An 11,902-nucleotide genomic window follows, 5' to 3' on the forward strand; every position below is an offset into this window, starting at 1 on the left:
CCAGGTTTTGATGTGGATCAGGACTTGGGATCGTCATCCTTCCAGGGCGCCGAGAGGTAGCGAGTGCGGTTGAACGTTTCCAGCCACTCCGGACAAAACACGACCAGCGCACTGACGATCATGCCGTTGATAAACGCTTCGGGAAAAATGATCAGCCACAGGTAACCGACAAAATCCTCAAGCCAGTACGGCATCTCGAAACGCTCATCGAACCACAGCAACCACAGCCCCAGCAGCAGGCACAGCAACGCCGACAGCGCGGCGGCAAAGAATCCGGAAACGAAGATATACACGAAGGGATTTCGTGGCTGCGCCCGCTCCACCAGAATGGCGCAGCACTCGGTGACCAGCACCGGCAGCGCAATCAACAGCGCGCCATTGACCCCGACCGCCGCCAGGTCCTGTCGGCCGAGCAGCACCAGCCCCATTTGCGCAACCAACCCGCCAACCAGCGCCAGCGGCCAGTCCAGCAGTAGCGTCACCGCTGTCATGCCGATGAAGTGGTAAGACACGCCGGTATCAAAGTCGCGCCGCACCAGCCACAACAGAAACAGCGCAAACACCGTTCCAAACAGCAGATGCTGACGACGGCTGTCGGTGAACAGTTCGACCCACGGCGCGCGACAGATCGCCCAGATCAACACCGGCACATAGATCAGCCAGCCGACCGCAAGGGTTTGCGATGACAGCAACTCTGCACCGATCATGGCTACGCGCGACTCCTTGGCGAAAGACAACAAACACTCAGTCTACACCGCCGCTCGCCTGCCCTTCGACCTCAAGCCCAATGCCGCGGATCGTTCATCACCGCGTCATGTTCGGCGAACAGCTTCGGTAGCTCAGACTTGAGAAAGTCCACCCAGGTGCGGACCTTGGCATCGAGAAAGCGTCGCGAAGGATACAGCGCATACACATTGCGTTCGCGCAGGCGCCATGCAGGTAACACGCGCAGCAAAGTGCCGTCGTTCAAGGGCCGCGTCGCGGTGTAGAACGGCAGCAGGCTGATGCCCATGCCCGACTCCGAAGCCTTGACCATCGACTCGGCAACATTGCACTGAAAGGTCTTGGCCGGGCTGACAGCGTGCTCGCCGTGCTCGTCCTGGAACAGCCATTGATCGCTGTACAACGGGTCGAGCATGCGCAGGCATTGATGATCGCTCAGCGCCAGCGGCTGCTGCGGCACGCCCCGGCGTTGCAAGTAAGCCGGGGAGGCACAGGGCACGCTGTAGATCTGCCCGATGGCCTGCGCAACCATTTGCGAGTCGGCCAGTTCGGGAGCGATAGAAATCACCACATCGTGCCCCTCCTCCAGCGGATCGGGATTGCGCTGCGACAAGGTCAGCTCGAACACCACATCGGGATAAAGCTCGCTATAGCGGGCGATCAACGGCGTGAGCAGCACACCCAGGCCGTTCATGCTGTGCACCCGCAAACGTCCGGCCGGATTGATATGAGCGCCGCGGGCCTCGGCCGTCGCCTCATCCATGGCTTCGACGATTTGCCGGCTGCGCAGCAGGAAGCGCTCACCGGCGTCGGTCAGGCTCAAGCGCCGCGTGGTGCGTTGCAGCAGACGCGCCTGTACATGTTCCTCCAGATCCGCCACCAATCGGGATACCTGCGCGGTCGACAGATCCAGCGCATCGGCAGCCCCGGTGAAACTGGCGCAGTCCACCACCCGGATGAACACGCGCAAGTTGTTAAGCACATCCATAAGCCCCCCTCGGGCGATGACTGTTACGTTTTATGTAAGGCTGCATCCGCCGTTCGCCCCTTTATCCGTCGGTGGCAAAGACTAAAATTCAGACATCGAAACCGACACGGAGCACGCCAACATGAAAACGTTGATCAGCCTGTTGCTGACCGTCATCGCCACCTCGGCCATGGCCGCTGACAACGAACCCCTTGCGGTCCTGTACAACCCGGCGCAGCCACTGGACATCGCCAAGGTGGTTTCGGTGTCGAACACGGCGACCGCGTGCGGGGTTGTGCCGGCGACCATGGAGTACGTCGATCATCAGGGCCAGACCCAACGCGTGACCTACAACGTCATGGGTGATTGCACCAGCAACCTGTGATCAATGGCTCACAGCAAGGTCCACGTATAGCTGAGGATCAAGCGGTTCTCGTCGATATCACTGCGGTAGTTTGAACGCGCCATGGCATTGCGCACACGGATGCCTAGGCCTTTGAGACTGCCGCTCTGCAACACATAGCCGATATCCAGGTCACGCTCGCGATCCTTGCCTTCAAAACCCTTGCCAGTATCGACATTGTTGCCGCTGATGTAGCGCACGGTACTGGTCAGCCCCGGTACGCCGAGCGCCGCGAAGTCGTAGTCGTAGCGCGCCTGCCAGGAACGTTCATCGGTGAAGGCGAACTCATAGGTCGGCACTTCGTTGCCCAGCGGTGAGATGTTGGCAAACACCCGTGGGAACGCACTGTCACCAAACATGCCCTGATAGCCGACGTAAAACGTATGGCCGCCACGCTTGGCCGACAGCAACGAGAAGAACGCCTGGTTGTCGATGTTGCCCAGCAGTTTCTTGCCGTCCTCGCGCGAATCGTAATAACCGAGGTTGGCGCCGAGGATCCAGTCGCCCACCGGCTCACTGTGCTTTAAACCCAGAAAACGCTGGTTGTAGATATCTTCCAGTTGCCCGTACCAGGCGCTGACCGAGCTGCGCTTGTCGTTGAAGACATAATCAGCGCCAGCAAAATTGAAACCGTCACTGCTGACCTGACGCTGCGGCACATGACCCAACATCGCTTGCATCTTTTCGTCGCCAGCCTCGTTGCGCAGGCTAGTTGAACTCAAGTGACCACCCTGCAGCGTCAGGCCATTGATCTCGTTGGAGGTGATGCTAGCGCCCTGATAACTCGGCGGCAGCAGGCGAATATCGCTGAATGCCAACACCGGCAGATTGGGTTGCAACTCACCGACTTTCAGCTCGGTTTTGGAGTAGCGCATCTTCAACGCGCCTTCCAGGCGGCTGTAGTTATCCGCCGCGCGGCCGTCGCCCTGCACCGGCAGCAAACCGGTATTGGTCCGGTCCGGGGCGCTGTCGAGCTTGAGGCCGAGCAAGCCGATGACGTCCACCCCAAACCCGACGGTGCCCTGGGTGTATCCGGACTTCACGTTGAGGATGAAACCCTGGGCCCACTCTTCAGCCTTCGATTGCTGGTTGGCGCCGACGATGTCGGAATAGTCGCGGCTGAAGTAGTAATTGCGCGCCTGCAACGTCGCGGTGGTGTCTTCGATAAAGCCTTTTTCAGCGGCCATCGCACCTGTGGAAAAACTCGAGACGACAGCCAGGGACAACGCAGAACCGGTTGTTGGGAGAATCTGTTTCATCGTTTTTCTCTTATTGTTATTGATCGACTGGTTGAAGGACTTCAGTTGCAGTGGATTTGTGACGGGGGACGGAACGACGGGCGCTCAACAGCACATGGGTGACCATGCCGAAAATCAGCCCCCAGAACGCCGCGGACAAACCGAACAACGACATGCCCGAAGCCGTGACCAGAAAGGTCACCAGCGCGGCTTCACGATCGCTCGGCACCGCCATTGCGCCCGTCAACGCGCCGGCAATGGCGGCGAACAAGGCAAGGCCGGCCAGTGCCGCAACCAACTCTTTGGGGAATGCGGAAAACAGCGAGACCAGCGTGGCGCCGAAGATCCCCAACAGCAGGTAACACAGGCCGCCGACGACCCCGGCCACGTAGCGTTTGCGAGGATCTTCGTGGGATTCGCGACCGGTGCAGATCGCCGCGGTGATCGCCGCCAGATTCAGTCCATGGCACCCGAACGGCGCCAGCAATGCCGTGCCCAGCGCGCTACTGGCGATGATCGGGCTCGCCGGCGTTGGATATCCGCTGGCGCGCAGCACCGCCATGCCGGGCACGAACTGACCGGTCAGCGCCACCATCACCAGCGGCAAGGCGATGTTCAGGATCGCGCCCAGGCTGAACTCGGGTGTGATCCACACCGGCGTGGCCAGGCCGATCACCAGCGCTTCACGATGCAAATCACCGGTGAACGCGGCGATCGAACAGCCCACCAGCAGCACCATCATCACCGCATAACGCGGCATCACACGCTTGCAGATCAGGTAGCAGGCAAACATCGCCAGGACCAGCAACGGCTTGTGCTGCATCGACACAAACAAGCCGGTGCCGAAACTGAACAGGATCCCGGCCAGCATCGCCGCCGCGATGGCTGCGGGCAGCTTGCTGATGATCCGGTCGAAAGCGCCCGAGATGCCAACCACGAAAATGATCAGGCTGCTGACCAGATAAGCCCCCACCGCCTCTGCCATGGAGATGTCCGGCAACAGCGTCACCAGCAACGCCGAGCCCGGCGCCGACCAGGCGATGATCACCGGAACGCGGTAGCGCAGGCTCAAACCGATACCGAGCACGGCGCTGCCAATGGAGATCGCCCAGATCCAGGACGACAACACTTCCCGCGAAAGATGTGCCGCTTCTGCCGCCTGAAAGATGATCACCAACGGGCCGGCATAGGAAATCACCGTGGCAATCAATCCAGCCACGGCGGCTGACAACGAGAAGTCCTGGAAAAACGCTTTCATGATTCAGGCACCGGTCGCTGACAACGCTGGGTTGACGCCAGCAGCGCTGCGTCGGCTGCTGATGGCGAACACGGTCATGGCCAGGGCCGCCACCGCACCGGGCAAGGCAAACGCCATGAAGTTCAATTGCAGGGGCAAGCTGATCCCGAGCAAGGCACCACCCAGCAGCGGACCGACGATGGCCCCGTTGCGCCCAATGCCCGACGCCCAGCCCAGGCCGGTAGAACGAATTGTCATGGAATAAAACTGCGCGGCGCAGGCGTACAAAAGAATCTGCGAGCCAATGGTGGTGGCACCCGCAATGGCGATCAGCAGGTACAACACCGGCATCGGGCTGTTGAAGCCCAACAGAGTGATCGACACCGCCGCCATGGCGAAAAACACCGACAGCACCCGCGGCAGATTGAGTTTGTCGCCCAGCACCCCGCCACCGACCGCGCCGAAGATCGCCCCGAAGTTCAACACCAGCAGGAACGACAGGCTCGAACCCAGGCTGTAACCGGCGTTGGCCATCAGTTTCGGCAGCCAGGAACTCAGCGCGTACACCATCAACAGACAGCAGAAAAACGCCAGCCACAGCATCAGCGTGCGCAGCGCACGGCCTTCACGGAACAACTGCAACACCGGGGTGCCCGTGCCCTTCACTTCAGCCATGTGCAATTGATCAGACGTTTGCGCGACGTAAGCCGGATCAATCCGCTCAAGAATATTGCGCGCCTCTTCATTACGCCCCTGACGCAACATGAAGCCCACCGATTCGGGCAGGAAATACATGATCAGCGGCAACAACAGCAACGGCAGGACCGCCACGTAAAACACCGCCTGCCAGCCGAAACTCGGGATCAGCACAATGCCCAGCCCGGCGGACAGCATGCCGCCCACCGAGTAACCGCTGAACATGATCGCGACCAGAGTGCTGCGGATTTTTTTCGGAGCGTACTCGTTCATCAGTGCCACGACGTTAGGCATCACGCCGCCAATGCCGAGCCCGGCAATGAAGCGACAGAGGCCGAACTCGGTGGGGGTTCGGACGAAACCATTGAGCACGGTGAAACCACTGAAGAGCATCACGCAGATCGTGATGGCCTTCTTGCGGCCGATCCTGTCCGACAGCGGACCGAAGAACAGCGCGCCGAACATCATGCCGAACAGTGCATAACTGCCCAGTGCACCGGCTTGCAGAGGACTGAGCCCCCACTCTTTCATCAGCATCGGCAAGACCACGCCGTAGATCACCAGATCGTAACCGTCGAAGATGATGATCAGGGCACACCAGAACAGCACCATCCAGTGAAAGCGGTTGAAACGAGCGTTGTCGATAACCTCATGTACGTCGATCTTGCGCATGGCATATATCTCTTGTTGTTGTTTTTTTAGAGCGTCGGTAACACGGCTTACGTCCGTACAGCCGAGGGTAGAGCCGCCCGATACGTGGCAATAGCCAGTGAGCGCAGATCACTATCCATTTTGTGCAGGGCCCTGAAACGGGCATGGGAACGGAAGGCATTGAGCCTCTCCGACAAATTGTCTTCTTTGCGATCACATTTGAACGCTAAGCTTGGGCCTATGGATGACTCAGATTATTTACGCCTGCTGACCATCGCGGCTGAGCAGGCCAACGCGTTCCTGTCCAATGCCCGCAAATGGGAGCGTGAGCGTTGGGTCTGCCAGCGCCTGCTGCAAGGCTTGAACATTCCCTATCGTGCCGATGAATTCGCCCCCGCTGGCGAGCCGCCGGATGTGTTGTTTCGCGATGCCAGTTTCGAGGTGTTCTTCGTGCTCGACGAGGGCCGGCGCCTCAACGATGAATGGCGCGACGAGCTGCAACGCCGACGCAGCGCGTTTTCCCTGAGTCAACTGGTGCGCCGCGAGGCCAAGCCACGACGCATCCCCGCCAACGAATTTTTGCTGCGATTGGCGCCGACCTTGCGTAAAAAGGCGCACAACTACAAAGAACGCGGCATGGATCTGGGTGAGCTGGACATCATTGCCTTCGCCAGCCTCAAACGCGAAGTGCTGGACCTCAACAGCCATTTCCCGCCGCCGACCGAATACCTGCGCCAAGGTTGGCGTTCGCTGTCATTGGTTGGGCCGACATTTGCCCGCGTGCTGTTCGCTCACCCGGATGCGCCGGACTTCTTGCGCAGCAACCTGGGGCGCAGCATTGTGTTCGACGTCGGGATCAGCCTGTGAGCCTCGAGCCTTTCCCCGGTCAGCAGCTAAGCTCCGTTCACAGCTGAATAATTTCCCTGTAGCTTCTACACATTCAGCAACGTCTACTCCTGACGAGGCCCGATATGACCAGCCGCCTGAACCCCGACGACCAAAAGCATGTCGAAGAGTACCTGCAGTTGTCCCAGCACCAAGTCGAGCGCCGGCCTTTCCGGCCGTGGATGCTCCTTGTACTGGTCTTGGCAGTGACCATTGGTCTGGGCTTGTTGAGCCGACTTATCAGTTACCTGACGCTATGAGCTGCCTCGCGCTCGCTCGGGTAATTGCACCGATTTCTTTTAGCCTTGCGAGTTATCCTTATGTCCCATCGTATTGTCATTGTCGGCGGCGGCGCCGGCGGTCTGGAGTTGGCTACCCGTCTGGGTAAGACTCTGGGCAAGCGCGGCACAGCCAGCGTGATGCTGGTCGACGCGAACCTGACCCACATCTGGAAACCGTTGTTGCACGAAGTGGCGGCCGGTTCCCTGAACTCTTCCGAAGATGAACTCAACTATGTGGCCCAGGCCAAATGGAACCACTTCGAGTTCCAGCTGGGGCGCATGAGCGGGCTCGATCGTGCGAAGAAAAAAATCCAGCTGGCCGCCACCTATGACGAAGCTGGTGTGGAGCTGGTGCCGGCCCGCGAAGTGCCTTACGACTCGCTGGTGATCTCCGTCGGCAGCACCACCAACGATTTCGGTACCCAGGGCGCGGCGCAGCACTGCCTGTTCCTCGACACCCGCAAACAGGCCGAGCGATTCCACCAGCAACTGCTCAATCACTATTTGCGCGCTCACGCCGGTCAGACCGACACGATCGAGCAAATCAGCGTGGCCATCGTCGGCGCCGGTGCCACCGGGGTCGAGCTGGCTGCCGAACTGCACAACGCCGCCCACGAATTGGCAGCCTATGGCCTGGACCGGATCAAACCGGAAAACATGCACATCACCCTGATCGAAGCCGGTCCACGGGTGCTGCCGGCGCTGCCGGAGCGGATTGGCGGACCTGTGCATAAAACCCTGGAGAAACTCGGGGTCAACGTCATGACCAATGCCGCTGTCAGCGAAGTGACGGCCGACAGCCTGATCACCGCCAACGGCAACGAAATCAAGGCCAGCCTGAAAGTCTGGGCCGCGGGTATTCGCGCACCGGGTTTCCTCAAGGACATCGATGGCCTGGAAACCAACCGCATCAATCAGCTGCAAGTGCTGCCGACCCTGCAAACCACCCGTGACGAGAACATCTTCGCCTTCGGTGACTGCGCCGCCTGCCCGCAACCGGGCAGCGACCGCAATGTTCCGCCACGTGCCCAGGCCGCGCACCAACAGGCTTCGTTGCTGGCCAAATCGTTGAAACTGCGCATCGAAGGCAAGCCACTGCCGGAGTACAAGTACACCGACTACGGCTCGCTGATCTCGCTATCGCGTTTTTCGGCCGTGGGTAACCTGATGGGCAACCTCACCGGCAGCGTGATGCTCGAAGGCTGGCTGGCGCGGATGTTCTACGTGTCGCTGTACCGCATGCACCAGATGGCGTTGTACGGGCCGTTCCGCACGGCGATGCTGATGCTGGGCAGCAAGATCGGGCGCGGCACCGAGCCTCGCTTGAAGCTGCACTGATATAAAACTGTGTGCGAGCCTGCTCGCGAAGAGGTCGAGCCAGCCAGCATCAATGTTGACTGGCACACCGCTTTCACGAGCAGGCTCGCTCCCACATTAGTTTTGCGATGTCCTGAGTTTCTCGCAGGCAAAAAAAATCCCCGTATCTTGCGATACGAGGATTTTTAATATGGTCGGGGTAAGGGGATTCGAACTCCTGACATCCTGCTCCCAAAGCAGGCGCGCTACCGGACTGCGCTATACCCCGGTAAAAAAAAGGCACCTTTGCAAGGCACCTTCTTCGATCAGCGCTTTTGGCCTCTGATCTTAAGATTCGATTCCAGCGCTAACTGGTTTCAAAAATGGTGGGTCGTGTGGGATTCGAACCTACGACCAATTGGTTAAAAGCCAACTGCTCTACCAACTGAGCTAACGACCCAAAAATGGTCGGGGTAAGGGGATTCGAACTCCTGACATCCTGCTCCCAAAGCAGGCGCGCTACCGGACTGCGCTATACCCCGGTTTGAAATTGGCTCCGTGACCAGGACTCGAACCTGGGACCCAATGATTAACAGTCATTTGCTCTACCGACTGAGCTATCACGGAACTACACATTTCAATTTACAACTTTGAAGCTTTACTGCGTTCTCTTCGACCCGTTCGCATCGCTGCGTTCGTGTGTCTGAGGCGCGCTATTCTACAATCTTCAGCACCTCTGTCAACCCCCTAAATTGCTTTCAAGTTAATGATTTGCAACTTATTTTGGATTCCTGCTTGGGGAGCGGAAACCCTGGCGGGTGACTTACTGCGGGGCGCACTTTACAAGCCTTTTCCTTTGAGTTCAACAGCCTAACGAAAAAAAGGCCTCGTTATGCGAGGCCTTTTCGATTTTGCTGCCGTTTTGGATCAGACGAAGACGATTTCGTCGTTTTCCACCACACCGTGAGCGGTATCGCCCGGCATGAATCGACCGGACAGGATCAGCTGCGCCAGCGGGTTCTCGATCCAACGCTGGATAGCGCGCTTGAGCGGCCGCGCACCATACACCGGGTCGTAACCGACCGCGATCAGCTTGTCCATGGCTTCAGGGCTGAGCTCAAGCTTCAGCTCGCGCTCGGTCAGGCGACTGCGCAGACGACCCAACTGGATCTCGGTAATGCCGGCGATCTGATCCCGCGCCAATGGCTCGAAGATCACCACTTCGTCGACCCGGTTGATGAACTCCGGCCGGAAGTGGCTGGAAATCGCATCCATCACCGCTGCACGCTGCGCCTCACGATCACCGACCAGTTCCTGGATCTGCACCGACCCCAGGTTGGAGGTCATGACAATCACGGTGTTCTTGAAGTCCACCGTGCGGCCATGGCTGTCGGTCAAACGACCATCCTCGAGCACTTGCAGCAAGATGTTGAACACATCCGGGTGCGCCTTCTCGACTTCGTCCATGAGGATCACCGAATACGGCTTGCGACGTACGGCCTCGGTCAGGTAACCGCCCTCTTCATACCCCACGTAGCCTGGTGGCGCACCGATCAAGCGAGCCACGGAATGTTTCTCCATGAACTCGGACATATCGATCCGCACCATCGCCTCTTCAGTATCAAAGAGGAACTCGGCCAGCGCCTTGCACAGCTCGGTTTTACCGACACCGGTCGGGCCGAGGAACATGAACGAGCCGCTCGGGCGATTCGGGTCGGACAACCCGGCGCGGGAACGCCGCACCGCGTTGGAAACCGCAACCACCGCTTCGTCCTGGCCGATCACACGCTGGTGCAACAGGCTTTCCATCTTCATCAGTTTTTCGCGCTCGCCTTCGAGCATTTTCGACACCGGAATACCGGTCCACTTCGAAACGACTTCGGCGATCTCTTCTTCAGTTACCTTGCTGCGCAGCAACTGGTTTTCGGCTTTGCCGTGCTGATCGACCATTTGCAGGCTGCGTTCCAGGTCCGGGATCACCCCGTACTGCAACTCCGCCATGCGGTTCAGGTCGCCTTTGCGACGGGCCGCTTCCAGTTCCTGACGGGACTGCTCGATTTTCTGCTGGATCTGCGCCGAACCCTGGACCTCGGCTTTCTCCGAATTCCAGATTTCTTCCAGATCCGAGTATTCACGCTCATGCCGAGCGATTTCTTCCTGCAACTTTTCCAGACGCTTCTTCGCCGCGTCGTCGCTTTCTTTCTTCAGCGCCTGGGATTCCACCTTCAGCTGAATCAGACGACGCTCCAGACGGTCCAGCACTTCCGGCTTGGAGTCGATCTCCATGCGGATGCGGCTGGCGGCTTCATCGATCAGGTCGATGGCCTTGTCCGGCAGCTGCCTGTCAGTGATGTAGCGATGGCTGAGCTTGGCCGCGGCAATGATCGCGCCGTCGGTGATCGCCACCTTGTGGTGAACCTCGTAGCGCTCTTTGAGGCCACGCAGGATGGCAATGGTGTCCTCTTCGCTCGGCTCATCCACCAGCACTTTTTGGAAGCGTCGCTCGAGGGCCGCATCCTTCTCTATATATTGGCGGTACTCGTTGAGCGTGGTCGCACCGACACAGTGCAGCTCACCGCGGGCCAGGGCCGGCTTGAGCATGTTGCCCGCATCCATCGAGCCTTCGCCCTTACCGGCGCCGACCATGGTGTGCAGTTCGTCGATGAACAGGATGATCTGCCCTTCCTGCTTCGACAGTTCATTGAGCAGGGATTTCAGGCGCTCTTCGAACTCACCGCGATACTTGGCGCCGGCGATCAGCGCCCCCATGTCCAGGGACAACAGGCGCTTGCCCTTGAGGCCATCCGGCACTTCACCATTGATGATGCGCTGGGCCAGGCCTTCGGCGATGGCGGTTTTACCCACGCCAGGCTCACCGATCAGCACCGGGTTGTTCTTGGTACGACGTTGCAGCACCTGGATGGTCCGGCGAATTTCATCGTCACGGCCGATCACCGGATCAAGCTTGCCTTCTTCGGCGCGTTTGGTCAGGTCGACGGTGTATTTATCCAGCGCCTGTCGCGCTTCTTCGTGGTTAGGGTCGTTGACGGCCTCGCCACCGCGCAGGTTGTTGATCGCATTTTCCAGGGCTTTCTTGCTCACGCCCTGGCCGAGCAACAGCTTGCCGAGCTTACTGTTCTCGTCCATGGCGGCGAGCAGCACCAGTTCGCTGGAGATGAACTGGTCGCCCTTCTGCTGGGCCAGACGGTCGGCCTGGTTGAGCAGGCGCGCCAGATCCTGCGACATGTTCACGTCACCGGTCGGGTTCTGGATTTTCGGTAGCTGGTCGAGCTCTTTGGTCAGCTCTTTACGCAGGCTGTTGACGTCGAAGCCCACCTGCATCAGCAGGGGCTTGATCGAGCCGCCCTGCTGCTCGAGCAAGGCTTGCATCAAGTGCGCCGGCTCGATGGCCGGATGATCGTGGCCGACAGCCAGGGATTGGGCATCGGACAACGCTAACTGCAATTTGCTGGTTAAACGGTCTATACGCATGGGTCACCTTCCTTTTGAGCAGGCCGGACCTAT

10 protein-coding genes and 4 tRNA genes are annotated in these 11,902 nt (G+C 59.3%); 4 read left to right on the forward strand and 10 right to left on the reverse strand.

Going from position 1 to position 11,902, the window contains the following annotated elements:
* Positions 1-17 precede the first annotated feature (17 nt).
* Together KGA85_RS11685 and KGA85_RS11690 are read right to left on the reverse strand one after the other, a co-directional pair.
* The gene (locus KGA85_RS11685; RefSeq protein WP_223532977.1) at positions 18-707 is read right to left on the reverse strand and encodes an energy-coupling factor ABC transporter permease; all 690 of its coding nucleotides are present in this window, start codon (positions 705-707) and stop codon (positions 18-20) included.
* Positions 708-778: 71 nt separating this feature from the next.
* Positions 779-1,711, reverse strand: a complete 933-nt coding sequence (locus KGA85_RS11690) for a LysR family transcriptional regulator (RefSeq protein ID WP_223454836.1) — start codon at positions 1,709-1,711, stop codon at positions 779-781.
* A 121-nt stretch (positions 1,712-1,832) separates the two neighbouring features.
* Between KGA85_RS11690 and KGA85_RS11695 the strand changes: the two genes are divergently transcribed.
* Positions 1,833-2,075 (forward strand): DUF2790 domain-containing protein, encoded by a 243-nt coding sequence (locus KGA85_RS11695; RefSeq protein ID WP_223543121.1) that lies wholly within the window; start codon positions 1,833-1,835, stop codon positions 2,073-2,075.
* Between the two features lie 8 nt (positions 2,076-2,083).
* Here KGA85_RS11695 and KGA85_RS11700 read toward each other — a convergent pair whose 3' ends face one another.
* Genes KGA85_RS11700 through KGA85_RS11710 form a run of 3 tightly spaced genes read right to left on the reverse strand, consistent with a single transcriptional unit; the run spans position 2,084 to position 5,936 of the window.
* Positions 2,084-3,352 carry an OprD family porin gene (locus tag KGA85_RS11700; protein ID WP_223454832.1) on the reverse strand — a complete coding sequence of 423 codons (1,269 nt, stop codon included), beginning with the start codon at positions 3,350-3,352 and terminating at the stop codon, positions 2,084-2,086.
* 16 nt (positions 3,353-3,368) lie between these two features.
* The gene (locus tag KGA85_RS11705) at positions 3,369-4,589 is read right to left on the reverse strand and encodes a benzoate/H(+) symporter BenE family transporter (protein ID WP_223543122.1); all 1,221 of its coding nucleotides are present in this window, start codon (positions 4,587-4,589) and stop codon (positions 3,369-3,371) included.
* Between the two features lie 3 nt (positions 4,590-4,592).
* Complete coding sequence (locus KGA85_RS11710; RefSeq protein ID WP_223532962.1) at positions 4,593-5,936, reverse strand: MFS transporter; 1,344 nt, start codon at positions 5,934-5,936, stop codon at positions 4,593-4,595.
* 219 nt (positions 5,937-6,155) lie between these two features.
* On the opposite strand from KGA85_RS11710, the gene KGA85_RS11715 reads away from it, so the two are divergent.
* From KGA85_RS11715 to KGA85_RS11725, 3 genes are all read left to right on the forward strand, one after another.
* On the forward strand, positions 6,156-6,782 hold the full coding sequence (locus KGA85_RS11715; protein WP_007970534.1) for a DUF1780 domain-containing protein: 627 nt from the start codon (positions 6,156-6,158) through the stop codon (positions 6,780-6,782).
* Positions 6,783-6,886: 104 nt separating this feature from the next.
* Entirely contained in the window at positions 6,887-7,060 is a 174-nt protein-coding gene (locus tag KGA85_RS11720) for a DUF3094 domain-containing protein (protein ID WP_007970531.1), read from the forward strand.
* A gap of 60 nt (positions 7,061-7,120) precedes the next feature.
* The gene (locus KGA85_RS11725) at positions 7,121-8,419 is read left to right on the forward strand and encodes an NAD(P)/FAD-dependent oxidoreductase (RefSeq protein WP_223532960.1); all 1,299 of its coding nucleotides are present in this window, start codon (positions 7,121-7,123) and stop codon (positions 8,417-8,419) included.
* Between the two features lie 170 nt (positions 8,420-8,589).
* Here KGA85_RS11725 and KGA85_RS11730 read toward each other — a convergent pair.
* The 5 genes from KGA85_RS11730 to clpB all read right to left on the reverse strand — a co-directional run bounded on the left by KGA85_RS11730 (position 8,590) and on the right by clpB (position 11,869).
* Positions 8,590-8,666 (reverse strand) — tRNA-Pro (locus tag KGA85_RS11730).
* Between the two features lie 95 nt (positions 8,667-8,761).
* Positions 8,762-8,837 (reverse strand) — tRNA-Lys (locus tag KGA85_RS11735).
* Between the two features lie 5 nt (positions 8,838-8,842).
* Positions 8,843-8,919 (reverse strand) — tRNA-Pro (locus tag KGA85_RS11740).
* A gap of 9 nt (positions 8,920-8,928) precedes the next feature.
* A tRNA-Asn gene (locus tag KGA85_RS11745) sits at positions 8,929-9,004 on the reverse strand.
* 300 nt (positions 9,005-9,304) lie between these two features.
* The gene (gene clpB / locus KGA85_RS11750; RefSeq protein WP_223454825.1) at positions 9,305-11,869 is read right to left on the reverse strand and encodes an ATP-dependent chaperone ClpB; all 2,565 of its coding nucleotides are present in this window, start codon (positions 11,867-11,869) and stop codon (positions 9,305-9,307) included.
* Positions 11,870-11,902: the final 33 nt, after the last annotated feature.

The organism is Pseudomonas sp. GL-B-12 (assembly GCF_019955895.1).
Taxonomy (GTDB): Bacteria; Pseudomonadota; Gammaproteobacteria; order Pseudomonadales; family Pseudomonadaceae; genus Aquipseudomonas.

Bases quoted from the DNA above. Each gene is read 5' to 3' on its own strand.
- KGA85_RS11685 (WP_223532977.1), bottom strand. From the start codon at position 707: ATGATCGGTGCAGAGTTGCTGTCATCGCAAACCCTTGCGGTCGGCTGG.
- KGA85_RS11690 (WP_223454836.1), bottom strand. From the start codon at position 1,711: ATGGATGTGCTTAACAACTTGCGCGTGTTCATCCGGGTGGTGGACTGC.
- KGA85_RS11695 (WP_223543121.1), top strand. From the start codon at position 1,833: ATGAAAACGTTGATCAGCCTGTTGCTGACCGTCATCGCCACCTCGGCC.
- KGA85_RS11700 (WP_223454832.1), bottom strand. From the start codon at position 3,352: ATGAAACAGATTCTCCCAACAACCGGTTCTGCGTTGTCCCTGGCTGTC.
- KGA85_RS11705 (WP_223543122.1), bottom strand. From the start codon at position 4,589: ATGAAAGCGTTTTTCCAGGACTTCTCGTTGTCAGCCGCCGTGGCTGGA.
- KGA85_RS11710 (WP_223532962.1), bottom strand. From the start codon at position 5,936: ATGCGCAAGATCGACGTACATGAGGTTATCGACAACGCTCGTTTCAAC.
- KGA85_RS11715 (WP_007970534.1), top strand. From the start codon at position 6,156: ATGGATGACTCAGATTATTTACGCCTGCTGACCATCGCGGCTGAGCAG.
- KGA85_RS11720 (WP_007970531.1), top strand. From the start codon at position 6,887: ATGACCAGCCGCCTGAACCCCGACGACCAAAAGCATGTCGAAGAGTAC.
- KGA85_RS11725 (WP_223532960.1), top strand. From the start codon at position 7,121: ATGTCCCATCGTATTGTCATTGTCGGCGGCGGCGCCGGCGGTCTGGAG.
- clpB (WP_223454825.1), bottom strand. From the start codon at position 11,869: ATGCGTATAGACCGTTTAACCAGCAAATTGCAGTTAGCGTTGTCCGAT.